Consider the following 25,531-nt stretch of genomic DNA (forward strand, 5'->3'; position numbering starts at 1 on the left):
TAAAAGGCCAATGATTAACGTCGTTGGCCTTTTTATTTGCAGAAAGTGATTAACTATTTTAAGTGGAGAAAGCTGTTAAGCTTTTTATGTAAAGAAAGCAGCTAAGCTTTTTATATGAAAAAAAAGTTAGACCTTGATCCTTTGTAATAAATCACCTTCATAAATCGCCTGCTTAATTAAAGCAAAAGCAGCGATAGTTAAATCGGGTTTTAATTCAGTTGAAGTGACGATCAGTTGATCATGAAAATTTGGCAGGGTTTGTTGTTTAATGCAATCTGCAATGGTAGAAAATAAAACTTCACCAGCTTGTAGTATTTTACCTGTGATCACTATTTTTTCGGGGCTTAATAGATTCACTAATATGGCAATATTTTTCCCCAAGTAGTGGGCTGCTTGTTGAGTGATTGTATAACATAATTTATCACCACTTGCCGCGGCTAGATAAATATCATCAATGTTCATGGTATTCACATTCAAGACGCAATCGCTACCAGCATTAATCGCTTCTTTAACTTTGTCGTAAATCACCAGATCGCTGACCTCTGTTTCTAAACAACCAATATTGCCACAATGACAGCGCTTACCTGCAGGGTTTGTTTGGATATGACCTATTTCCCCTATATTACAGCTTTTACCTAGTAGCTCTTTATTTTCGATAATAACACCTGAACCAACGCCGTGATGAACACTGATAAGCACTGAATCTTGTGTGTTCTTGGTGGCACCAAAGTAATTTTCAGCCAATGCAAGGCAGCGTGTATGATTGCCGATAAAGGTAGGAATATTAAATGTATTTTCAATTTTATTAACTAAAGAGTAATCATCTAAAGGATAAGTTGGCGTATAAACCACGATGCCTTTTTTAGGATCAACCAAACCAGAAAGGGTAATTGAAATAGCAGATATTTTTTCATTAATTAACGGTGGTTGAGTCATAAATTTTGCAATTTCAGCAATCAAAAAGTCAATTAAAAAAGCACTGGTCTCAATCTTAGGAATAGTTATTTGTTTGCTCATTAACTTAATGCCAGATAAATTATAATGCGCGATCGATAATAATTTTTGGCCTAATTTAATGGCAATTACATTTACCGCATCAGAATTTGGCGCTAAAGAGATGGCTCTGCGGCCACCCGTAGATGCTTGTAATTCAACTTCTGCAATCAATCCATTTTCGATTAGTTGACGTGTTATTTTGGTCACACTTGCTGGGGCTAATCTACTTATCTTTGCTGTTTTAACGCGAGAAATAGGTGCGTATTGCTCAATAATTTTATAAATGATGGCACTATTTAATTGCTTGATTTGTTCGATATTAGCAATGTTTGTTTGCATCGTATCGTGATTGACTGTGTTCATTAAGTGATACCTACCGTGGTGTTTATCTCGCCGCAATGATAGCAGATTTTTTTAGGTCACAGATGAGGTTTAATCAAAAGGCATTAACTTTAAAAAAGTATGCCGATTGACCAGAATAATTGTTATGCGGAGCTGGTAATGACAATCGATCACGTCATTAGTGTTCATCCATTAAACGTTATATTAAACTTTTGTTATTCAGTTGCTTTATAACAACCGTTAACAACGGTCCCGGTGACTTGATAATCATTGTTAAAAATTGCTAAGTTGGCAATTTTACCCACTTCAATGCTGCCTAGTTTATTATCTACGGAAATCGCTTTCGCAGGATAAATAGTCGCCATACGAATAGCTTCTTCTAAACTAATGCCTACAAATTTTACACATTGTTCAATGGACTCTATTAAGGTGACTGCGGATCCCCCTAAAGTGCCATCTTTGCCTACACATTTTCCTTGTTTGTAATAAACAGTCGTGCCTACAAAATCAAACTCACTAATATCAGCTCCAGCAGGCGCCGTTGCATCGGTCACTAGTATTAATTTATCACCCATGATTCTTTTTGATAAACGTACATTTTCGTAAGCCACATGAAAACCATCGACAATAATGCCTGCGTAGATATTATTATCGTAAATTGCACCTACTACGCCAGGCTCTCGCCCGGTAATAGATGTCATTGCATTGAATAGATGCGTGGCAGAAGATGCGCCGTGTTGAATCGCTTCAGTAGCCTGTTGATAAGTGCCATTGCTGTGCCCTAAAGAAACCACAATACCTGCATTGGCCAGCTGTTCAATAAATTGGTTCGGCGTTTTTTCCGGTGCCATGGTTATTTGGCTAACGACATCACTATTTGCACAGATCAAATCAATCATTTCAGGATCGGGTTGGCGAATAAATTCCTGGCGATGGATACCTTTTTTCTGCACGTTAATATAAGGGCCTTCAAGATGTAATCCGAGTACTTCATTAGGCTTTTTTTGCATATATTCGCGAGTTACATGCAGTGCTTTCTTAATGCCTTGGTCGGTGTCAGTAATAAAGGTGGGAAGATAGCTGGTGGTCCCTGATTTCAGATTAGCTGCTTGCATTGTTGCTAGTGTTTGCTCTGTTACTGCGCCATTAAACATAACACCACCACAACCATTTAATTGTAAATCAATAAATCCAGGTGTTAAGTTTTGACCCTGTAGGTCAATACGATCAATATCATTGGTTAATGCATTAATGGGAATAATAGCGCTGATTTGTTGACCTTCAATAACGACTGCATGATCAATAAGAATCGCTTGAGTTGTATAAATAGTGCAATTGGTAAGTGCATACATTATAAATCTCTCCTAGGCATACTTTATTAGACAAATGGATGCGTTTAATCTAAGTGATAAATCAGGCCTAACTGTATGTCTGTTCCGTTAAACCTGATGTGAAGTGATTATAGGAAGCGAATGTTTTCTGCTTCTAGTTCCGTGAAGTACTTAAGTGTTTTAACTTTAAGCTCCATCGTTGATGCTGAATCACATACGATAATTGCTTTTTGATGTAGTTGTAATGCGGTAACAGTCCAGAGATGGTTGACGCTGCCTTCTACAGCAGTTTGCAATGCTAACGCTTTATGGTGGCCAGTGACAAGAGTTAATACTTCTTCTGCCTCTAATAATGTACCTACACCGATAGTCAGCGCTAACTTAGGCACTTTATTAATATCATCATCGAAAAAACGTGAGTTAGCAAGGCGAGTGTCGGGTGTTAATGTTTTAACACGAGTGCGTGATGCTAATGATGAACCTGGCTCATTAAAAGCAATATGACCATCACTACCTACGCCGCCCATAAATAGATTAATTTTGCCGTAGCTTTTTATTTTATCTTCATAGCGTTGGCACTCTGCGCTCAGATCATCAGCTAGACCATTTAATAAATTGATATTTTGTACCTGAATATCGACATGGTTGAAAAAGTTATTATGCATAAAGCTATGGTAACTTTCAGGATGAGCAGGCTCCAAGCCAACATATTCATCCATATTAAAGGTAACAACATGTTTAAAGCTGACCTTTCCTGCTTTATGTAACTCAATTAGGTGTTGATATGTGGCCAAGGGCGTACTGCCTGTGGGCAAGCCTAAAATAAAAGGTCGATCCGCAGTGGGGTTAAATTTATTAATTTTATTAACGATGTATTGAGCAGACCATAAACCAACATCGGCTAAGTTGTTAAGTGGAATCAGGCGCATTTTAATCTCCAGGTAATGAATATCTCTACTTAATTCTCATCGTAAATTAAGTTTGGGTTTAATGCCACTCATTTTCACTTATTAGGTCAAATATAAGTGATTTAAGTCACAGAATAGGGTGATTGCATTTGCGCGATTTAAGAAACTCTTTAGAGTCATAGCCTAGACATGTTGATGAAAGGCGTTCTATTGAACCCACGTTATAACAACAGGTTTTAATCATAATAATCAATGCGAATTAAGTCGCTGTTTCAAGGAGAGTAAAATAGTGAATATTTTAGGATATATGCAAAAAGTGGGCAGGGCCTTAATGGTTCCAGTGGCAGTATTACCCGCTGCAGCAATTTTAATGGGGATTGGTTATTGGATTGATCCAAATGGCTGGGGTGGTGATTCTCAACTAGCGGCTTTTTTAATTAAAGCGGGTGCTGCAGTAATTGACAACATGGCGCTATTATTTGCCGTGGGTGTTGCTTATGGCATGTCTAAAGATAAAGATGGTGCTGCTGCGTTATCTGGTTTAGTAGGTTGGCTAGTGGTTACTACACTACTGGCACCTGGTGCGGTTGAGCAAATTACTGGAGAAGCTGCTAATGCTTCTTTTGGACGAATTGAAAATCAATTTGTTGGTATCTTAGTCGGTATTATTTCTGCTGAGTTATATAACAAGTTTTCAGAAGTCGAATTACACAATACATTGGCGTTTTTCTCTGGTCGTAGATTAGTGCCTATCATCGTTTCTGTAGTAATGATTGTTGTATCATTTATTTTAATGGCAGTTTGGCCAATTATTTTCTCAGGTTTACAGCATTTTGGTGAAACGATTTCAGGTATGGGCGATATTGGAGCTGGTATTTATGCATTCTTTAACCGTCTATTGATTCCTGTTGGACTTCACCATGCGTTAAATTCAGTATTTTGGTTTGATGTGGCGGGCATTAATGATATCCCTAACTTTTTAGCTGGTCAGGATACGATCACTAAATTCGCTGCTGAAGGTAAAAATGCAATCGGTACTGTTGGTATGTATCAAGCTGGTTTCTTCCCTATTATGATGTTTGGTTTGCCTGGTGCTGCATTAGCAATTTATACGACAGCAAAAGCAGAGCATAAGCAAAAAGTGGCTTCTATTATGTTAGCTGCTGCATTAGCTTCATTCTTTACTGGTGTGACAGAGCCTTTAGAGTTTTCATTTATGTTTGTAGCGCCGTTATTGTATGTCGTGCATGCAGTATTAACAGGTGTTTCAGTATTTATTGCCGCTAATATGGAATGGATGGCTGGTTTTGGCTTCTCTGCTGGTTTAGTGGATATGGTACTCTCTTCACAAAACCCACTCGCTAAACAATGGTATATGCTGTTAGTTCAGGGTGTTGTCTTCTTTGGTATTTATTATTTTGTATTTTTAACATTAATTAAAACACTTAATCTTAAAACACCAGGTCGCGAAGATAACGAGACGGAAGTAGTTAATACCGCTACTAAAGCTGTTGAAGGTAATGACCAATTAGCCACTAGTTATGTTGCTGCACTAGGTGGCGCTGATAATATCGAAGTGATTGATGCCTGTATTACTCGATTACGTTTGACCTTAAAAAACCGTAGCATTATAAAAGAATCAGAACTGAAGGCGTTAGGTGCAATGGGTGTTGTGAAACTAGGAGATAATAATCTTCAAGTGATCATTGGGCCGCAAGCTGAAAGCATTGCTAATAGAATGAAGTTGCTAAAATAAACTGCAATTAATTTTTCAATAGGCACTCAATGAGTGCCTATTTTCGTTTTGGTAGAGGGTTGTTGTTTAAACCTGTTCTTCGCAATAAAGCTGGCATTAGGCAAAAATTTCAATTGCTAGCGGGTATATTTTCATCTTTATGGCGACAATCTACTCACCTCAGAAGATACTGATTTTTGCATCTTAAAGTCACATCGATGTAGATATCACCGTGAACCTTTCATTTACCATTATTTCACTTGAGCTTAAGGCTAGAATATACGATGATTGCCCCTTTATGAATCATGTATTTTAGAGGTCACAATGTCTGAACTGGAAACACGCCCAAGTAATTTTATTCGCACCATTATTGAAAACGACCTTGAGAGTGGTAAACACCAGACAATCCATACACGTTTCCCGCCTGAACCAAACGGTTATTTGCATATTGGTCATGCAAAATCTATCTGTTTAAACTTTGGTTTAGCGCGTGATTATCCTAATGCTGCTTGTAACTTGCGTTTTGATGACACTAACCCGGTTAAAGAAGATGCTGATTACGTTGCAGCGATTGAAAAAGATGTCTCTTGGTTAGGATTTGAATGGCAAGGTGATGTACGTTATTCATCTAATTATTTTGAACAGCTTTTTGATTATGCTGTTGAGTTAATCGAAAATAACAAAGCTTATGTTTGTGAATTAAATGCAGAACAAACACGTGAATACCGCGGTACGTTGACGTCTCCTGGTAAAGATAGCCCATATAGAAATCGCCCGATCGAAGAAAGCTTAGATCTATTTAAACGTATGCGTGCAGGTGAGTTTGAAGAAGGGTCGATAATGCTGCGTGCTAAAATCGATATGGCTTCTCCAAATATGAAAATGCGTGATCCGGTTATTTACCGTATTCGTTTTGCACACCATCACCAAACTGGTGACAAATGGTGCATCTACCCTATGTACGATTTTACACATTGTATTTCGGATGCGATTGAGGGGATTACTCACAGTTTATGTACGTTAGAGTTTGAAGATCACCGTCCATTATACGACTGGGTATTAGCTAATATCAGCATCGAGTGTAAACCACGTCAAATAGAGTTTTCACGTTTAAACTTGCAATATACATTAACGTCTAAGCGTAAATTAAATGCATTAATTGAAGAAAACATCGTCACTGGTTGGGATGATCCTCGTATGCCTACTATTTCTGGTATGCGTCGTCGTGGTTACCCTGCGGCATCATTACGCGAATTTTCAAAACGAATTGGTGTAACAAAGCAAGAAAATACCGTTGAGTTTGCTTCATTAGAAGCTTGTGTTCGTGAAGATCTAGAAGCTAATGGCGCACGAGCGATGGCTGTGCTTGATCCGATCAAAGTAACGATAACAAACTATGAACAAGGTAAGTTAGAGCAGTTAATCGCACCAGCTCACCCTAAAGATGAAAGCATGGGAACGCGTACTGTGCCATTCTCACGTGAGTTATATATTGATGCTGCTGATTTCCGTGAAGAAGCGAATAAAAAATATAAGCGCTTGGTATTAGGTAAAGAAGTGCGTTTACGTAATGCTTATATGATTAAAGCTGAAGAGGTTATTAAGGATCAAGAAGGTAATATTACTGAAATTCTTTGTTCTTACGACCCAACTACATTAGGTAAAAATCCTGAAGACGGACGTAAGCCAAAAGGGGTTATCCATTGGGTGAGTGCCGCGTCAAATCATCCTGCTGAATTCCGTATTTATGACCGTTTATTTACGGTAGAAAATCCTGCGGCAGTGGAAGATATCCATAGTGTAATTTACCCTGATTCATTAGTTGTAAAACATGGTTTTGTTGAAAACAGCTTAGTGGACGCACAACCTGAAGTCGCTTATCAATTTGAGCGTGAAGGATACTTCTGTGCTGATAATAAAGATTCAAGTGCTGATAAGTTAGTGTTTAACCGAACGGTTGCATTACGTGACTCATGGGCTGGTTAATATAACTATAAATATAACTATAAATATGTGACTAAAAAGGTCTGCTCAAAGCAGACCTTTTTATTGCTGCTTAACTATTTTCTTTAATAACCCTTTCCAACCATTCATACTTTCCAACTATTAATACTTTTTAATGACTCCTAAAGTTGCAGACTCAATAATTTATCTTGATTAAAAAATATCTAACATCTAATACCAACTCTGTAAGATCAATAAGTTCTAATGCTTGTTTAGTAACTGTTGCAGCGTGACTTTATCTATGCCGCCCATTTTACTTAATTGGGCTAGTAATAATTCAGCACAAGCTAAAGCATCGGTTAATGCATTATGTGCGTTATAAATAGGCAAATTATAACGCTCTCTACAGGCATTTAAACGCAAGCTACTGGTGTTTAAAGATTGATGTTTACGTAGTTCTCTTTTTTTATCTATCAGTAAGGTATCAATAGCAAATAGTGCAAAAGATTGTTTTTCCGCACCTACTAATGATTGCTGTAAAAACTGTAAATCTAGGCTAGCATAATGAGCAACGATGACTTTATCTTTACACTGCTCAAATAACCATTGCAGCACCTCTTGTAAGGGTAGTGCATTGGTCAGATGCCTATCTAAAACACCATGAATAACGGCACTTTGTCCTACGGTTCCTTGTATTTTAATGAGCTTATATTGTGCAAGTTTAGGCTGGATCTTGGCATTGATGATAGGGATCACTCCGATACTCACCATTTGATCTTTTTTGCTGTCTAAGCCTGTCATTTCAATATCTAACGCTAATAGCTTAATGTCTGAAATAGGGCTATCTAGTTGGCTTAATAAATATTGATAATGATCTTGTAGGGCATTCAGCTTGCTATTTTTAACCAAGCGTTTTAATTGATACTGTAACCACCATCGTTGAAACATTAAAATTGCCTTAAGAATTTTAACCTAATTGTGCCTTGTGCTTCATGAATCACTTTAAAGGCATCCTTTAATTGATGGCGAACTAATGAAGACAGACTATCGGGTAAAATATAGTTAGAAACAGGTTGTGTATTATTAAATTGTTGTCCTTGATTGGTAAGACGTTTATGGGCAATAAACTCCCAAGCATCCAACAAATTCATCGCAACTTCTTTATCTATTTTAGATTTTTCGATTAAACTTTCTAAACGTTTGCTAGTATTTACTTCTTCTATACCTGCTGCTAGTGCGTAGGTTCTAACGATATCATTGATTAAAGCATTACCTTTATGCTTTAAATCTATTCCTTTTACTTCGCTACCATCTCGTTCAATGACAAAGCTTCTGAAGAATCCTAATGGCGCTGTTGATTGCAGTGCATTTTGACTTAGCGCTGCAAGAAATATGTCGTTTCCTTTGGTCTTGTTTAATACTGTAGTTTGTAGGGTTGTGAATAAACTTAAATCTCCATAAATACCGCGCATATCAAAGAAGATAGTCGCGTTTAATAACGCACTGGGCTGAGGAGTATTGACCCATTTTGAAAATTGTTGTTGCCACTGTTGTAGTGTTAATTGCCACTGTGGATTCTGCGCCATGATATTACCGGGACAAAATGGAAAACCACACTCATTCAAAGCACTACAAACAAATTCAGAAAGTTGCTTAAAATAACATTTATCTTGTTCAGAAGGCGTTTTCTCTAAAATCAATGCACTATCTTGGTCTGACCCTGCCATTTGATCTTGGCGACCCTGTGAGCCAAATGCCAGCCAACAGAATGCCATTGGGGCAGGGCCAAGTTGTTTTTGTTTTAATACTATTAAACGACGTGTTAATGAGTCGGTAACAGAGGTCAGAATACGGCCTATTTCAATGGCTTTAGCATCGCTACTAATCAGGTTATGTAATAGGTCTGGTATCTTCTGGCTAACTTGTATCAGTGCTTCTAAGCTATTCTGACGTTCTATTTGACCAATTAATAATAACGGCTGAGAGCTTTGACTGCGGATTAAATCTGTACTAGTAATGATCGCGATTGGTCTTTCTTGGTCGACCACGGGTAAGTGATGAATATTATTTTCACTCATTTTTAACATCGCTTCAAAGATTAGTGCATTTGGTTCGATAACAGTTGGTTCTTTGGTCATTATTTGTTCGACTAGTAGGTCACCGCCCAGTCCTTTTGCTAAGACACGATTACGTAAGTCGCGATCGGTTAAGATTCCGCATAATTTATCTTGGTTAACAACAACAAGAGAGGAGAGACGTTTCTTAGACATTAGCTGTGCAGCTTCATGAATGGTGGCATCGGCTGTGATGGTGGTGAGATCTCTGGACATAATGTGAGTAATACGTGCAGTACTGATGTGGCTATGCTGTAATGACCCTTGGTTGCGTAATCGTTTGGCAAAGGCTTGATTAAAAAAACGATCGAATGAATGGCTATTGGCGCGTAATTGATCAAACATTTTAGCTGAAAGGTGGTAAACCAGTGCATCCTCTAAAATATGTACTTGATTGACAACTTTCTCACCCGAAAGCATGCCGCTAAAACCAAAATATTCGCCTTCTGCGACTCTATCAATGAGCTCTCCTTGTTGTGTGGTTACTTCAAATGCACCACTACGTACAATATATAATTGGGGCTCGTCACTATCTACATTGACTAACTTTTGTTGTTTGCTGTAGTAGGAAATAGTTAATTCCTGACAACATTTTTTTATAGTTTGTTCATGTAAAGAATCAAAAGGAGCTAATCTGCGCATGAAATCAAAAATGGGTTGTAACTCACTGTTATCCATAAGCACCTAGCTATAAGTTGTGGGGATTTTTGAGGTTAAAAGATCTAAAAAAAGCGCCGAAGCGCTTTTAAATTAGAGATTATTTTAATGATCGTGTGCTTCGCCTGCTCCTTTAGGGAAACGAATTGATTCAACCATATCGACTACTGCTTGAGGTGTTGGCGCAGTCATTTTGCAGACTATAATGGCAACTGCAAAGTTGATCACCATACCTAGCATGCCAATACCTTCTGGAGACACACCAAACAACCAGTTTTCAGACATATTCGCAGCTGGGTTTACAAATTTAAAATAAACAATGTAAGCCGTTGTAAATGATAAACCTGCAAGCATACCTGCGATAGCACCTTCCTTATTCATTTTCGTAGAGAAAATGCCCATCGTAATCGCTGGGAATAAAGAGGAAGCGGCGAGACCAAAGGCGATGGCGACCACGGCGGCTACAAATCCTGGTGGGTTAATACCAAAGTAACCTGCCATGATGATGCCGGCACCGGATGCCATTCGCGCATACATTAACTCCTTTTTATCGGAGATATTGGGCATTAAGTTCTTTTTCAGTAAATCATGAGAAACAGAAGTTGAAATAACTAACAATAGACCTGCTGATGTAGATAGTGCAGCAGCTAGACCACCTGCAGCCATCAATGCAATAACCCATGCAGGTAAATTTGCCATCTCTGGTGTTGCTAATACGATGATGTCACGGTCAACATTCATTTCATTTGTTTCAGTATTTGAATAGAACATTCTGCCGTCATTGTTCTTATCTTCCCATTTGATTAAACCTGTTTTTTCCCAGTTCTCAATCCACATAGGGGCTTCGGCATGAGGTACACCTTGGCTTTCTGGACCATTAATAGACTGGATCATGTTTACTCGGGAAAATGAAGCAAGTGCAGGGATAGTCGTGTACATAATGGCAATGAACAATAATGTCCAACCAGCAGAGCTACGCGCATCCTTCACTCTTGGTACGGTGAAAAAGCGTACGATTACGTGTGGTAAACCCGCAGTACCAAACATTAATGCACCAGTAATAAATAGCACATCAATCATGTCTTTAGAGCCTTGGGTATATAATGAGAACCCTAAATCTGTAGAAAGTCCATCCAGTTTATCCATTAAATAAACACCTGAACTATTACCCGTTGCATCCAATAATTCTGCACCGAATCCTAATTGAGGGAAGATATGACCTGTCATCATGATTGAAAGGAAAACAGCAGGTACCATGAAAGCAAAAATCATGACACAGTATTGTGCTACTTGAGTGTAAGTGATCCCTTTCATACCGCCTAAAACAGCATAGAAAAATACTACACACATACCGATATAAACGCCGGTATCAACTTCTACTTCTAGGAAGCGAGAAAATACAACACCTACACCACGCATTTGACCAGCAATATAAGTAAAGCTGATGAAGATGGCACAGACAACCGCCACGGTACGTGCAGATTGTGAATAGTAACGGTCACCAATGAAGTCTGGCACGGTGAATTTACCAAATTTACGAAGGTAAGGAACCATCAACAGAGCAAGCAGTACATAACCACCTGTCCAACCCATAATGTAAACACTACCGTCATAACCAACGAAAGAAACAATACCCGCTAGTGATATAAATGAAGCGGCTGACATCCAGTCCGCTGCTGTTGCCATACCGTTTAAAATAGGTGGTACACCACCGCCTGCTACATAGAACTCTTTTGTTGAACCCGCTCGTGTTTTAATTGCAATGCCAATGTACATGGCAAATGTAACCCCAACCACTATATAGGTTAATGTTTGAACATCCATTTTTACTACTCCCTGTTATTCGTCAACACCATATTTTTTGTCAAGTGTGTTTGATTTTTTTACATATACAAAAATCAGTATTAAAAAGACATAAATTGAACCTTGTTGAGCGAACCAAAATCCTAATTTAAAGCCCATAAAACTGAATTGATTTAATATATCAACGAGTAATACGCCGCAACCAAATGAGACAAAAGCCCAAATAGCCAATAATTTAATCACTAGTTTTAGATTTTCATTCCAATATCCCTTTGCTTTTTCTGCGTCTTCAAAACTCACTGTCATTCTCCTTAATGGTCTTAACGAAGAAGAGATTTAAAAGCGAAAACAGGCTTTTTGTGCTTAATTTAAACATTAATCAAACAAAAAATAAGCATTCACTTTCTAGCTCTTATCTAACGACTTAAAAAATAATTTCCTTATCAAATAAGCGTGCGTTAATAGTATGTTAAATTCACTATTTTAGTACGCCGAGACAAAGAGCTAGATCATATTTTATCGAATGAAAATTGAGCAGTTCGTCACATAAGGAATCTATAGTATTGTTTTTGTGATTAAAGTTCACATAGTGAAGATGAGTATTTAGTATGACTTTAGGAAGATGAATTGCTTTATAGAAAAGATAAAAAATTAAAAAATGAATTTTTATGCACTTTGATTAACATTTAATTCACATTTAAGTTCGCTTTTTAGGCTTATATTGAGTGGATTATAAATACTGCTGATGTTGACACACGTAAATGCTATTTTTGGTGTAATAAAATAAGCAGAATAATTAGTAAATAAATAAAAAAATGTAATTCAAGACTATAATCAATGCAATTTAAAATTAATAGGTTAGTAGAGAAGTTATGGAATTTGAAAAAATGTTACACGAACTTGCAACTAGGGATGGTTCAGACCTTTACTTAGCTACTGGGGCGCCACCTTCTGGAAAATTTGAGGGAAAATTAATACCTCTGATAGAGACTACTTTAAAACCTGGTGAAGTGAGTGACATCGCATATCAAATAATGGATGGAGAACAAAAAGCTGAATTTGAACAAACATTAGAGATGAATCTTGCTATCTCATTAAGTGGTGTTGGTCGTTTTCGTATTAACATATTTAAACAACGCAATGAAATTTCTATCGTCGCGCGTAATATTAAATTAGATATCCCCAAGTTCGATGATTTACGACTACCTGCAGTACTTAAAGAAGTGATTATGATGAAGCGTGGTTTAGCTTTATTTGTAGGTGGGACTGGGTCGGGTAAATCAACATCTTTAGCGGCGTTAATCGATCATCGAAACGAAAACTCATCTGGCCATATTATCACTATTGAAGATCCCGTTGAATTTGTGCACCGGCATAAAAAAAGTATTATTAATCAAAGGGAAGTAGGTGTTGATACGCGAAGTTTTCATGCTGCATTAAAAAATACCTTACGCCAGGCGCCAGATGTTATTTTAATTGGAGAAATACGTGATAAAGAAACCATGGAGCATGCATTATCCTTTGCTGAAACAGGACATTTAGTTATTTCAACATTGCATGCTAATAATGCCAATCAAGCAATCGACCGTATTATTAACTTTTTCTCTGAAGATCGACGTATTCAATTATTAAATGATTTAGGTAATAACTTGAAAGCTTTTGTTTCACAACGTCTGATTCAAACTGTAGATGGAAAGCGTTGTGCCGCAGTAGAAGTCATGATGGGCACATTAACCATTCGCGATATGATTAAACGTGGTCAATTTGAGTTATTAAAGGAAGTAATGGAAAAATCGAAGTCGCTTGGTATGCAAACATTTGATAGTGCATTATTTGATTTAGTAAAAGAAGGGCGCATTAGCGAAGAGGAAGCGATAAAAAATTCAGACTCGCCAACTAACTTAGCACTTAAATTTAAACTCGATAAAGGCAATATTGACGATTTAGAAGAAGATAGCAGTAAAAAAAGTGGTGGTTTGACCCTTGAACCAAAAAGCGATGATGAGCTCAGCTTTTCGTAAATAAAAAGTTATTCATTTAAGAGTTTAATCTGCCAATTATTCCCATCAAGCGCTTCGGCGCTTTTTTCATGGGTATTCCCTAACTAACCACTAACCTCACTCATTTATTGAATCCAAGACTTTAAAACCATCGAAAGTATCTCTTATAAATTGTTGGCGAAAAGAGTGGAGTTTGAATACGTGAGCCCTGGCGAGGGATACCCCGCATTCTTATAAATGAGGAGCCTAGTAAAGAGTCAACCAACTGAGCTATTACTCATTAGAGTAATAATAGTTTAATTTTTTATAGGATTTTTTCACAAGAATTAATAATTGGAATTTATCTGGAAGTAAACGTTTATACACTGTTGGCGGAGTAAACAGGAATTGAATACGTGAAACCTGACGAGACAGACCGCATGCTCTAATAAAGAGTCAACCAACTGAACTACTGCAGATGAGAGTATAAGAATATTTTTAGTGAAATTAGATAGATTTTTTAAGAAGTAACTTTTATACACTGTTGGCGGAGTTGATGAGATTTGAATACGTGAACCCTGACGAGATAGACCGTGTGCTCTAATAAAGAGTCAACCAACTGAACTACTGCAGATGAGAGTATAAGAATATTTTTAGTGAAATTAGATAGATTTTTTAAGAAGTAACTTTTATACACTGTTGGCGGAGTTGATGAGATTTGAATACGTGAACCCTGACGAGATAGGCCGCGTGCTCTAATAAAGAGTCAACCAACTGAACTACTACAGATGAGAGTATATGAATGTTTTTAGTGAAATTTGATAGATTTTTTAGGAAGTAACTTTTATACACTGTTGGCGGAGTGGACGGGACTCGAACCCGCGACCCCCGGCGTGACAGGCCGGTATTCTAACCAACTGAACTACCACTCCTCCGAGTGTATAACAGTTTTGTCTCTTTACGGTGTTAACCGCCGGCGTGACAGGCCGCTTATATTAGACAAGAGTCTAACCAACTGAACTACCACTCTTCCGAGTGTATAACAGTTTTACCACTTTATTTTAAATCGTTGTGATCTCGATTAAACACACTGTTGGCGGAGTGGACGGGACTCGAACCCGCGACCCCCGGCGTGACAGGCCGGTATTCTAACCAACTGAACTACCACTCCACGAGTGTGTTACAGTTATTTCTTTATAAATTAATACTGGTGAAATAAACCATTTAGCTTTCATATAATACTGTTGGCGGAGTGGACGGGACTCGAACCCGCGACCCCCGGCGTGACAGGCCGGTATTCTAACCAACTGAACTACCACTCCACTGGAGTATTACAGTTCAAGCTTTTGATAATTATCTATTACATTTGCAAGCAAATGAGTTGGCGGAGTGGACGGGACTCGAACCCGCGACCCCCGGCGTGACAGGCCGGTATTCTAACCAACTGAACTACCACTCCACGTGATAATCATCAGTTCAACTTTAGATTTTGCTAGATAGTATTGCCAACCCTAAATTTATAAAACTGAATTTATAAAAAAAATGTTGGCGGAGTGGACGGGACTCGAACCCGCGACCCCCGGCGTGACAGGCCGGTATTCTAACCAACTGAACTACCACTCCAGCAAAATCAACGTTACATAATATGCAACTCCGTTGAGGCGCAGATAATACGGAGTTGCAGGTACTGAGTCAATAACGAAAAACAAAAAAAACATAATATTTACAAGGTAATTGGTCTAAGTGCTTATTTTATGTTCATAGCGTTTGTTTTTTAGCTTATTTATTTTATTTTTTAGTCGGTTTAGGTTCATCAATGATCAATTCATCTAATGATAATCCATTATCTGCAGCTAGCTTTTTTTGTTTTCTTTTGAGAAAAAACATCACTGCGAGCACTGCTATTACAATTAACAACGCAAATGAGGCTATTAATATCCATAGGTATTGGAATGGTTGCTCTGTTGCTTCGCCCGTCGCTTCTGCTCCTGAAATAGTTGCAGTGGCCTCTGAAGTGATGGGTAATAGTGAACTTACCTCTGGGATTTCAGGTGCTGGCGCTATTAATTCAAAGCTTTGATCAGGCAGTTTAAAGTTAATTTCACGACCATCTACCGTGGTTGCAAATACTTTTCCAGCGTAAGTGTAATTACCGTAAGCGAGTGGCAAATCAACGACAAGTGTATTACTTGCTTCTTTTTGGTCTGAGAAGTTTACGATAGATTGTTGTGTTTGTGGATTATCAACACTACTGATCATGGCATCGATGATAATTGAGCTAGGGACTATTTCAGATTCATCTGCAATTAACGTTAATTGTGCGCTACTCGCATTCTCTGCGGCTGGTTGTATTGTGTAGGTTAATGGTTGCGGAAAGACAACAATGTCTTTGTTCACGTTACGAATAAAAATATTATTTTTAGTCTTAATATTCAGCAAATACCGACCAGGATCTAAGTCCATGAAAAAATCAGTCGTTAGCTCTCCGTCAAAAGGGAATGAATCATAATATTGGCCATCGTCTCTATATAATGAGACTACTTTTTTCAGATCGCTAACAATAGAAACTGTTAACTTTGCATATTTCAAATAATCTTTGTTAGTCATTATCTGCCCATCTTTAATCAAAGATACATGGGATGTCAGATATTCACTATTGTAAACTTTAAGCGGCAATTTATTGATTTTTAATGAGATAGGGTTTAATAGCTGAATTCTATTATTCCCATTTAGCATTGCAATAGCTTGCCATGGACCGGGCATCGGATTTTGAATGGTTATAATATCTTGGCTGTTATTATGGAACCAGGCAACACTTTCTTCAGGGTGGCGGCGAGCAAATAATTTACTGCCATCGGGTTGTACTAACACTGTCTTTTGCGGGCGTTTAGGGTGATTTAAGATAATTGTTACTTGTTCAGTATTAGGGTCAATTCTAAAGCGGTTATCAAGTAGTGGAATGTCATTGGGCGCATAGATCGTATGTGCAAAAGAGCTGACAACTGCCAGCATTAATAATGTAAATACAATCCAACTTTTATTGATTACCGCCACAAGCAGCTCCCTGATTTTTCTACTAAATCCAAACGTGATTCATGCGCTTTTAACTCTTCTTGGTTCGCATGAATAATAGATAAAGGTGATAAATTTTGACGTAAACGTCGACCAGTATCATTTTTACCTGACTCATTATTGGCTAAATTTAAGTCTTTTTGGCCACCTGACATTAGTAGATAAACATCTGCTAATATTTCCGCATCTAATAAAGCGCCATGTAATACTCGGTGCTTATTATCAATACCATAACGGTCACATAAAATATCAAGATTATTCCGTTTACCGGGAAACATCTTTTTAGCCATCTCTAATGTATCGGTAACTGTGGCTATTTCTTCAGTAGGTTGTGTCTTTTTATTTAAAAAACGGAATTCTTGATCCATAAAGCCAACATCAAAGGGCGCATTATGGATAACTAAGTCTGCACCTTTAATAAAATCAATGAACCCATCTGCGATTTCCGCAAAGCGAGGTTTATCATATAAAAACTCATCGGTAATTCCATGGACGGCCATCGCTTCAGGATCAATTAACATATCCGGTTGTATATAAACGTGGTAGTGGCGACCGGTTAAGCGACGATTAATAACCTCAACACAACCAATTTCAATAATACGATGCCCTACATAAATGAGACCATCTTTGTTCATACCTGTGGTTTCTGTATCTAGTACAACTTGGCGGGTGAGTTTACTTGTGTTCATAGACATCTCTATTTATAGTTGCTGCGTGTTTAAGCTGAATGTTAGCTTACTAGTCTAACAAATTTATGTGATGGTAATAATGAAAAAAATCCAACTTTATACAGATGGCTCATGTCTTGGTAACCCTGGTCCGGGTGGTTATGGTGCTATTTTAGTCTTTAATGAGCACCGCCGCGAACTCTCTGAAGGTTATGCGAGAACCACTAATAATCGAATGGAGATGCTAGCCTGTGTGAAAGGGTTAGAGAGTTTGACTGAAGTTTGTGAGGTGGATGTAACAACAGATAGCCAATATGTTCGTCAAGGCATTACACAATGGATACATAATTGGAAAAAACGTGGCTGGAAAACAGCAGCTAAAGCGCCAGTGAAAAATGTTGATTTATGGAAAGCGTTAGATGCTGCTCAAGAAAAACATACGGTAAGGTGGCATTGGGTAAAAGGGCATTCAGGACATCCTGAAAATGAACGCTGTGACGATTTAGCGCGAGAAGCCGCAGAGGCTAAACCAACTCAAAAAGATGAAGGTTATGTAGAATAGTATTCACTGCAAATAATATTGTTAATCGCGCAAAAGAACTGTTTAGGTGTTTTTTGAGTGAGATTGTTTAGTAGTAACGGGTTGATTATTAATAATTCGTCGTTTAAATTCAAACCCTAATTTGATCGGCGTCATTGGTGTGGTTTGTTTTTTCGCAACCATGAAATAAACGCTATAGAAAAAAGGTAAATAACGACGTCCAAAGTTTCCTAAATGACTCATGATAGGACCTTTGGGCTGTGCTAATAAACAATCAAAGTACTGTTTTTCTTTTATTTCAAACCCTAAAACATGTAACCAATCGATAACTCGATTAGGTGAAAAGAGGCGCGCGGTATGTTGATCATTAGGAGTTAATAATGTTCGACACCCAAAAAAGCTGTAGGGGTTATAACCACTGATTATCAAGGTACCATCAAGTGTTAAGATACGATCGATTTCTCTTAATAATTGATGAGGATCGCTCGAAAAATCTAATTCGTGCACTAAAATGCACAGGTCGATGGTGGCGTTTTGAAAAGGTAAATGTTGTAAATCGCTTTGTAAACCAATATCTTCTCCATCCTCTGCGCAATTTATTTGATGGCGAATAGGGCAATTATCGGTTTTTAATTGCGTACTTAGATGCCCTAGTTTTAATAAGTGATAACCAAAGCAATGTGAGATGGCATCCTTAACAAGGTCTTGAGTTTGTGCCTGAAGACGTTGCCCGTTACTTAACTGTAACCAGTCCGTAATTGGAGTTAAGATACGTGATGTTTTTGCTGTTTTCATGTGCCTCCACTCCTAAACTTTAAAGTTGAGAAAAATTATGTTTAGTGTTTTAACTATTGCTGCATTTAATGATAACTATATTTGGCTTATTAAAGATAGTCAAAGCCAGCGCTGTGTTGTGGTCGATCCCGGAGACGCAGCGCCTGTTCTTGAAATTTTAGCGGCACAAGAGTTAGTCATTGAAGCAATTATTATTACTCATCATCACCATGACCATATTGGCGGTGTGAAAGATTTATTATCAGACAACCCTAATATTAAAGTGTTTGCTAAGCAACCTCTGTTTGATCAAGTTAATTTAGTAGATGAAGATGCTGAGGTGAGTTTTTTTGATGACAGGTTAACCTTTAAAGTATGGCAAGTGGCTGGACACACCTTGGATCATATCGTTTATTTTAATGATCAAATGCTGTTTTGTGGTGATACTTTATTTTCAGCTGGCTGTGGCCGAGTATTTGAAGGCTCACATCAACAAATGTACAGCGCATTATCGCGTTTAAGCACGTTGAATGATGAGACTAAAGTATATTGTGCTCATGAATATACGCAGAATAATCTTATTTTTGCTCTGCAGGTTGACCCAACCAACAATGATTTGCTCGCTTATATTAAACAAGTAAGTAAATTACGTCAGCAGGGACTGCCTTCTATTCCAACTACGATCAAGTGTGAGAAAGCGATTAATCCTTTTTTACGTACTTCCGATACTGCATTAGTTAATAATCTACAAAACTTACTTGCAAAACCTATTGAGGCTGGATTGCCATGCTTTGCAGCATTACGTATTTACAAAGATAACTTTTGATCGTTTATTAGATTCTAATATTGGCTCAATTTAAAAGTAGGTACGCCTGCATTTGTACCTATCTGGTTTACTTTTTATCAATGGCTCGACTATGAAACTATTTTTTCCTTTATTTTTTATTTTATTATTGAGCGCTTGTCAAAGTACTTCCTTTCAAACCGCCAATTTCCCAGAAGAAACCATCTTCAATCAAGAACGAAATGAATTGGAAGAGCAAGATGATGAAGAAGGATTAACTAATCTTGTTGAAATTGAAAGCAGCCAAGCAATAGAGGGGCTATCAAAAAAGCATTATGATAATTTGTGGCTTAAATTAGCGGAAGGTTTTGATTTTGAAGTGCCTGATAACTCTCGAATAGCAATACAGCGTGATTATTATCTTCGCCACCCTAAATATTTACAACAAGTTTCAAAGCGTGCTGAGCCATTTTTATGGTTGATCGTCGAACAAATTGAAGCCAATAATTTACCATTCGAATTGGCTTTGTTGCCGGTTGTTGAAAGTACTTTTGACCCCTATGCATACTCCTATGCTGGCGCTTCTGGTTTGTGGCAATTTATGCCAATTTCCGGGGCGCGTTTTGGTTTACGTCAGGATTGGTGGTATGACGGACGCCGTGATGTATATGCTTCGACGCGTGGTGCTTTGCGATATATGCAAATTTTACATCGTTATTTAGGTAATGATTGGTTGTATGCTTTTGCGGCTTATAATTCTGGTGAAGGCAGAGTGGAGCGTGCTATTGCCAAAAACAGAAAAGCAGGCATGCCGGTTGATTATTGGAATTTAGATTTACCTAAGGAAACAGAAAAATATGTGCCTAAATTTTTGGCCTTAGTAGATATTCTCAGAAACCATGAAAAATACGATATCGATCTACCTTTTATTCCTAATAAACAGGCATTAACTTATGTTGATATTGGATCACAAATCGACCTTTCCTATGCTGCTGAATTAGCCGAATTAAGTCTTGCAGAGGTTCAACTGTTAAATCCTGCATTCAATCACTGGGCGACCTCACCTGATGGGCCTCATAAATTACTATTGCCAAGTGTTGTGGCAAAAGAGTTTTCTAATAAACTGGCCAAAGTTGATAAAAATAAGCGTATTCGGTGGGATCGTTACCGCGTTAAATCCGGTGATAGCCTGAGTATGATTGCGCAAAGGAATCAAACAACAACGAGTGTATTAAAACAAATCAATGATTTAAACAGCTCTTTTATCAAAATTGGGCAACCTCTTTTAATCCCTATCGCTAGTGCTTCGCAACAACAATATTTATCTTTACAGGCTAAACGTTTACAAGATCAAGAATCGAGTCAACAGCTCACTAAGAAAAAAGTGACTCATAAAGTCATTGAAGGAGATACGCTTTGGGATATCAGCCGTCGATATAAAGTAACCTCTCAGCAAATAGCTAAGTGGAATGGTTTAAAAGTGAAACAAACACTCCGTTTGGGGCAAACGTTAAAGATTTGGAAAGCATCTTCTGTTAATACTTTTGCTAATACTAAAAAAATTACGCGCCATGTTACCTATCATGTACGAACAGGTGATTCTCTAGGCGGGATTGCTAATAAATTCAATGTTAAAACTGCTGATTTGGTACGTTGGAATAATATTAAAAATAGCAGAATGATTAAGCCTGGGCAGAAAATAAAAGTGTATGTTGATGTGAAAAAGTCGGATACCTAATTATTTACAGGGTAATTATCAAGCCTACAATCGCTTGTCATCTCCAGTGCCCGTATTACATTTTAATCGTTGCTGTTTGATATCTTATGGGTAACTACATAGCTACTTAAGTAATTAGTACCTAACATTTAACAAATAAGAACCTGCAAGCCATAAGACGAGCAGGTTTTAGGTATGAGTAGAAGATTAAAAGGGGAGGTTGTAAAACAAACAATTAAACTTTGCTCAACCCGTCAACCGCTTTAGATACCTTTTGCGCTCCGGATTGAACATCATGCATTATTGCTTCCATTGCACTTATTTGAGCTCGATTTTTTTCAACAAACTCTGAAACCGAATGAATACCATCTTGGACATTTTTAGTGACGTCTTGATTATTCGCCACAACATCTGATATTTCTTTCGTTGACTCTGTTGTTCTAGACGCAAGCTGCCTGACCTCATCGGCAACCACTGCAAAACCACGGCCTTGTTCTCCTGCTCGTGCTGCTTCAATAGCCGCATTTAATGCTAATAAATTAGTTTGATCTGCAATACTTTTGATTGTTGATACAATTGCTTGAATGTTATCCGATTGCTCACTGAGTAGGTTAATCTGCTGAGTGGCTTTATCGGTGAGTTCGGAAATATCTGCTGAGGTTTTGACTGATGATATTAACATCGTTGATGCTTTCTCAATCATTTCCATTGTCGCTAAAGAGGTATCATGGGCGATGGTTGACGCTTCTCTTACCGATGCTTCACGCTCAATGTTATGTGTTATATCACTCGCAAATTTGATGACCTTAATTACGTGATTATTATCATCGAGAATAGGATTGTAAGTTGCTTCTAACCATAGGTCATTACCGTACGCATCTTTTCTTAAAAACTGCCCACTTTTAAAGTTATTTTGTTGTAAATCTTCCCAAAAAGTAGGGTTTTCTTTGTAAAATGAGTCTTCACAAAATAGGCGGTGATGTTTGCCTTGAATACTTTTTAGGTCATAACGAACTGCAGATAAAAAATTGTTATTAGCAGTAATAATATGCCCTTCAAGTGTAAATTCTATAATCGCTTGTGATTTATCAAGTGCATTAAATACCGCTTCTTTAGCTAATGAAGCTATTTTCTTTTCAGTAACATCTGCTGCAATTTTCATGACTTTAGTGACTTTTCCATCTTCTGTAATAGGAAAGTAAGTCGCTTCTAACCAGATTATATTGCCACTTTTATGCTTACGCATGAAAGTGCCTTTATTAGAGTGACCTTGTCGAAGTGACTGCCAAAATGAGGCATATTGTTCAGATTTGATATATTCAGGAAGGCACATAACAGAGTGATGCTCGCCAACAATTTCTTCTTTTTGGTATCCAGTTACATTTAAAAATAAAGGGTTAGCATCAATAATTTGGCCATCAGGAGTGAATTCGATGGTTGCTACGCTGTGCTTTATTGAATCTACAATAGAGTTAGCTGTTTTAAGCATCAATTTATGATCGCTTAACTCATTTTTTATATGCTTATTAAACATTTATTTCCATCCTATGGCTTTATCTGAGTATGATTAAACTATTGATGCACTATTGATGCACTATTGATATTAGAGACATTATTGATTATTAAGTGTTATCTGAAGAACTGTAAAAGTAGTCTAAAAAATGAATTAAACAAGATGTTATGTTTAGTATTAGATATGTTTGATATTTTAAAAAATTATATCTGTATTTCAATAGCATAAGAAACTTTGTATTAGTAAATAGCTAGCACTCTTAACGAAGAAGTAAGCAAAAGTCTGCTATGTTCCATTTATTTTAAAACTAGCTTGAGTATATTTAAAAAATAATTAGGTGATTGATAATTAGGGTTACTTCAGGTTGTAATAGGATCTTAATCGCCTGAAATGCTCGTTAGGATATTATATCTTTAGACAGTAGATTATGGATGTCTTTGATATACGTATAAGCAAGGTTTGCTTTCCATTTACCATAAAAGCTATAATTGATTTATTTCAACAATTTAAGACCTATTTTTGATTTAATAGATTTTATTTTACGCATATTTATCAGGGCCAGAGAAGATATAGATGGAACTAAATCTTGTTGTAAGCGATATACATTGGTTGAATAGTAGCGTTGAAATTGCGCTGGCAGTCATTATTTTATTTAAAGTCAAATTGTTAAGAGTGAAACTCAGTCTCTTCGCTTGCGCTGTTGTTTCTGTGATTTGGCATGGCGCAGTTCCTGATACTATTTCTGCAGGTTCCCTATCTTGGGGGTTTTTCTTAATTGAGTCTTTACGATACCTTGCTTGGGTGATTGTATTACTTTATTTATTGATGTTAGCGAGGGGAACAAAACTCCCTAATATATGGGCATATGGCTTGTATGGCACATTGTTAATCACCTTAACGCTGTTCATTTATAACATTAATAATACTGCGCTCTTTCCTTCACCTATTTTAGCGCTTTACTTTAAAATAATGCTGAGTTTATTCGGCTTTGTGGTTTGTGAGCAATTGATTAGAAGCGATCATTCTAGTCGAATGACAAAATTAGTTGCGTTAGTTGCATTTATTATTTTTTCCTACGATATAGTAGTGTTTTCACTGCTGTTACTCGATAGCGACCTTGATCAGTCTTTATGGCAAGCAAGGGCTGTGATTAGCTCTGTCACTTCTTTATTATTAGCCCTCAGTATTATATTTTATGCGGATCAATTAAAGGAAAGTAGTCGTTTCCAGTTGTCAAATAGTGTCATTCTTTTTAATACGAGTTTGACCTTGGTAGGTGTATTTTTAATCTCGATTGCTTTATTTTCTTCGGCACTAGACTACTTTAATATTAGTTGGTTAAGCGCCTCTAAAGTCATGTTATACGTTTTATCTGTCTTTTCTATTGCTGCGCTTTCACTTTCAGAGAAAATACGTGAGGGATTTGTTGTTTGGACAAGTAAACATTTCTTTGCCCATAAATATGATTATAAAAAACAATGGATAAAACTAGACCTTCTGCTTTCTCAGCAACATAAAAGTCAGAATTGTTACGATGTGTCATTACATGCATTAAATCAGTTATTTAATTGTGATGCAGGTGGAATTTGGGTTAAAGGGCAACAATTTTATACTTGTGTTGCTACTGCTAAATTACAATTTAGTGGACGTTTGCCGATAGAGTCTATACATAGCAATTTTATTCAAAAATTAGAGCAAGAAGAATGGGTTTACCAGGCTAACAAATTTGCTAATAAGTACGATGCACAATACAACAATGATTTACCTGACTGGATAGCAACGGTACAAAATACTTGGATAGTGCTACCACTCAATGCAGCATCGGGTTTAGTTGGTTTTGCGGTGCTTTGCAAAACAAAATTAAATGAAAATGAGAAACTAACCTGGGAAGATCTAGATTTATTAAAGCTAACGGGGCGACAAGTTGCCACCTATATTAATCAAGAGCAAGCGGCAGAAAAGTTAGTTCAAAACCAACAATTTGACATGTTTAATAAAGTCTCGGCCTTTGCCATTCATGACATTAAAAACTTAATCGCGCAGCAAGGTCTGGTGGTTAAAAATGCAGAAAAATATAAACATCACCCTGAATTTGTGGATGATGTTATTGCTACAATTGCTAATTCTGTGAAAAAAATGGATCAGTTATTAAAGAAATTAAAAGGCAGTGACGAGTTAAAAACGATTAATTTACATGAGTTATTAGCTCAAGCTGTAGCAATGAATATGAATGACTTCCCACAACCTAAACTAACCAAAACTTGCTTAGATGCAGAGGTTAAAGGGGATAGAGACAAGTTATTGATGGCTATTAACCACCTTATCAAAAACGCTCAGGACGCAACTGAAAATGAGGGGAGTGTAGAATTATTATTAAACTGTAAAGATGATCAAATCTGGTTAGATATTATAGATACTGGTACAGGTATGGACCAAAATTTTATTAAGAATGATTTATTTCAACCTTTTAATAGTACCAAGCAGGATCAAGGGATGGGCATAGGCGCTTATCAAATACGTGAAATCATACATTCATTAAAAGGAGAGTTAATTGTCGAAAGTACACCACAGGTCGGTAGCAAGTTTTCTATCTATTTGCCTATGGCAAGTTAACGGCATTAACATTTTTATAAGATAAATATGATTTGTTTTA

The 25,531-nt window shown here is 37.2% G+C and carries 18 protein-coding genes and 5 tRNA genes; 7 read left to right on the forward strand and 16 right to left on the reverse strand.

Going from position 1 to position 25,531, the window contains the following annotated elements:
• Window positions 1–126: 126 nt before the first annotated feature.
• The 3 genes from H592_RS0102320 to nagB all read right to left on the reverse strand — a co-directional run bounded on the left by H592_RS0102320 (window position 127) and on the right by nagB (window position 3,598).
• Entirely contained in the window at window positions 127–1,359 is a 1,233-nt protein-coding gene (locus H592_RS0102320; protein WP_245600352.1) for an ROK family protein, read from the reverse strand.
• A gap of 194 nt (window positions 1,360–1,553) precedes the next feature.
• A complete protein-coding gene (gene nagA / locus H592_RS0102325; protein ID WP_028867327.1) occupies window positions 1,554–2,690 on the reverse strand; it encodes an N-acetylglucosamine-6-phosphate deacetylase in 1,137 nt (378 codons plus the stop codon).
• A 107-nt stretch (window positions 2,691–2,797) separates the two neighbouring features.
• Window positions 2,798–3,598, reverse strand: coding sequence for a glucosamine-6-phosphate deaminase (nagB, locus tag H592_RS0102330; RefSeq protein WP_028867328.1), 801 nt, complete (start codon window positions 3,596–3,598; stop codon window positions 2,798–2,800).
• A gap of 268 nt (window positions 3,599–3,866) precedes the next feature.
• Between nagB and nagE the strand changes: the two genes are divergently transcribed.
• Entirely contained in the window at window positions 3,867–5,333 is a 1,467-nt protein-coding gene (nagE, locus tag H592_RS0102335; RefSeq protein ID WP_028867329.1) for an N-acetylglucosamine-specific PTS transporter subunit IIBC, read from the forward strand.
• A 303-nt stretch (window positions 5,334–5,636) separates the two neighbouring features.
• Complete coding sequence (glnS, locus tag H592_RS0102340) at window positions 5,637–7,298, forward strand: glutamine--tRNA ligase (RefSeq protein ID WP_028867330.1); 1,662 nt, start codon at window positions 5,637–5,639, stop codon at window positions 7,296–7,298.
• 219 nt (window positions 7,299–7,517) lie between these two features.
• Here the strand turns inward: glnS and H592_RS0102345 are convergent, their stop codons facing one another.
• From H592_RS0102345 to H592_RS0102360, 4 genes are all read right to left on the reverse strand, one after another.
• Entirely contained in the window at window positions 7,518–8,204 is a 687-nt protein-coding gene (locus tag H592_RS0102345) for an exonuclease domain-containing protein (RefSeq protein WP_028867331.1), read from the reverse strand.
• Window positions 8,204–10,048 (reverse strand): DUF294 nucleotidyltransferase-like domain-containing protein, encoded by a 1,845-nt coding sequence (locus H592_RS0102350; protein ID WP_028867332.1) that lies wholly within the window; start codon window positions 10,046–10,048, stop codon window positions 8,204–8,206. Before H592_RS0102350 ends, H592_RS0102345 begins: the two co-directional genes overlap by 1 nt.
• Window positions 10,049–10,132: 84 nt before the next feature.
• Entirely contained in the window at window positions 10,133–11,851 is a 1,719-nt protein-coding gene (locus tag H592_RS0102355; protein WP_028867333.1) for a sodium:solute symporter family protein, read from the reverse strand.
• A gap of 15 nt (window positions 11,852–11,866) precedes the next feature.
• Window positions 11,867–12,130: a DUF4212 domain-containing protein gene (locus H592_RS0102360; RefSeq protein ID WP_028867334.1), complete on the reverse strand. Its 264-nt coding sequence runs from the start codon at window positions 12,128–12,130 to the stop codon at window positions 11,867–11,869.
• Window positions 12,131–12,702: 572 nt separating this feature from the next.
• Here H592_RS0102360 and H592_RS0102365 point away from each other — a divergent pair.
• Window positions 12,703–13,851 (forward strand): PilT/PilU family type 4a pilus ATPase, encoded by a 1,149-nt coding sequence (locus H592_RS0102365; protein ID WP_028867335.1) that lies wholly within the window; start codon window positions 12,703–12,705, stop codon window positions 13,849–13,851.
• A gap of 813 nt (window positions 13,852–14,664) precedes the next feature.
• On the opposite strand, the gene H592_RS0102370 is transcribed toward H592_RS0102365, so the two are convergent.
• From H592_RS0102370 to dnaQ, 7 genes are all read right to left on the reverse strand, one after another.
• Window positions 14,665–14,741 (reverse strand) — tRNA-Asp (locus H592_RS0102370).
• Between the two features lie 162 nt (window positions 14,742–14,903).
• A tRNA-Asp gene (locus tag H592_RS0102375) sits at window positions 14,904–14,980 on the reverse strand.
• A gap of 74 nt (window positions 14,981–15,054) precedes the next feature.
• Window positions 15,055–15,131 (reverse strand) — tRNA-Asp (locus H592_RS0102380).
• A gap of 60 nt (window positions 15,132–15,191) precedes the next feature.
• Window positions 15,192–15,268 (reverse strand) — tRNA-Asp (locus H592_RS0102385).
• Between the two features lie 87 nt (window positions 15,269–15,355).
• Window positions 15,356–15,432 (reverse strand) — tRNA-Asp (locus H592_RS0102390).
• Window positions 15,433–15,597: 165 nt separating this feature from the next.
• Window positions 15,598–16,863, reverse strand: coding sequence for a hypothetical protein (locus tag H592_RS0102395; protein WP_028867336.1), 1,266 nt, complete (start codon window positions 16,861–16,863; stop codon window positions 15,598–15,600).
• Window positions 16,854–17,570 carry a DNA polymerase III subunit epsilon gene (dnaQ, locus tag H592_RS0102400; RefSeq protein ID WP_028867337.1) on the reverse strand — a complete coding sequence of 239 codons (717 nt, stop codon included), beginning with the start codon at window positions 17,568–17,570 and terminating at the stop codon, window positions 16,854–16,856. Before dnaQ ends, H592_RS0102395 begins: the two co-directional genes overlap by 10 nt.
• 79 nt (window positions 17,571–17,649) lie before the next feature.
• Between dnaQ and rnhA the strand changes: the two genes are divergently transcribed.
• On the forward strand, window positions 17,650–18,111 hold the full coding sequence (rnhA, locus tag H592_RS0102405) for a ribonuclease HI (RefSeq protein ID WP_028867338.1): 462 nt from the start codon (window positions 17,650–17,652) through the stop codon (window positions 18,109–18,111).
• Between the two features lie 42 nt (window positions 18,112–18,153).
• On the opposite strand, the gene H592_RS0102410 is transcribed toward rnhA, so the two are convergent.
• Window positions 18,154–18,885, reverse strand: a complete 732-nt coding sequence (locus H592_RS0102410) for a methyltransferase domain-containing protein (protein WP_028867339.1) — start codon at window positions 18,883–18,885, stop codon at window positions 18,154–18,156.
• Window positions 18,886–18,922: 37 nt separating this feature from the next.
• On the opposite strand from H592_RS0102410, the gene gloB reads away from it, so the two are divergent.
• Window positions 18,923–19,690, forward strand: a complete 768-nt coding sequence (gene gloB, locus H592_RS0102415; protein ID WP_028867340.1) for a hydroxyacylglutathione hydrolase — start codon at window positions 18,923–18,925, stop codon at window positions 19,688–19,690.
• Window positions 19,691–19,781: 91 nt separating this feature from the next.
• Window positions 19,782–21,386, forward strand: coding sequence for a LysM peptidoglycan-binding domain-containing protein (locus tag H592_RS0102420; RefSeq protein ID WP_028867341.1), 1,605 nt, complete (start codon window positions 19,782–19,784; stop codon window positions 21,384–21,386).
• Between the two features lie 214 nt (window positions 21,387–21,600).
• Here H592_RS0102420 and H592_RS0102425 read toward each other — a convergent pair whose 3' ends face one another.
• Complete coding sequence (locus tag H592_RS0102425) at window positions 21,601–22,899, reverse strand: methyl-accepting chemotaxis protein (protein ID WP_028867342.1); 1,299 nt, start codon at window positions 22,897–22,899, stop codon at window positions 21,601–21,603.
• A gap of 552 nt (window positions 22,900–23,451) precedes the next feature.
• On the opposite strand from H592_RS0102425, the gene prsK reads away from it, so the two are divergent.
• Window positions 23,452–25,491, forward strand: coding sequence for an XrtA/PEP-CTERM system histidine kinase PrsK (gene prsK / locus H592_RS0102430; protein WP_028867343.1), 2,040 nt, complete (start codon window positions 23,452–23,454; stop codon window positions 25,489–25,491).
• Window positions 25,492–25,531 lie beyond the last annotated feature (40 nt).

It is taken from the genome of Psychromonas arctica DSM 14288 (assembly GCF_000482725.1).
Taxonomy (GTDB): domain Bacteria; phylum Pseudomonadota; class Gammaproteobacteria; order Enterobacterales; family Psychromonadaceae; genus Psychromonas; species Psychromonas arctica.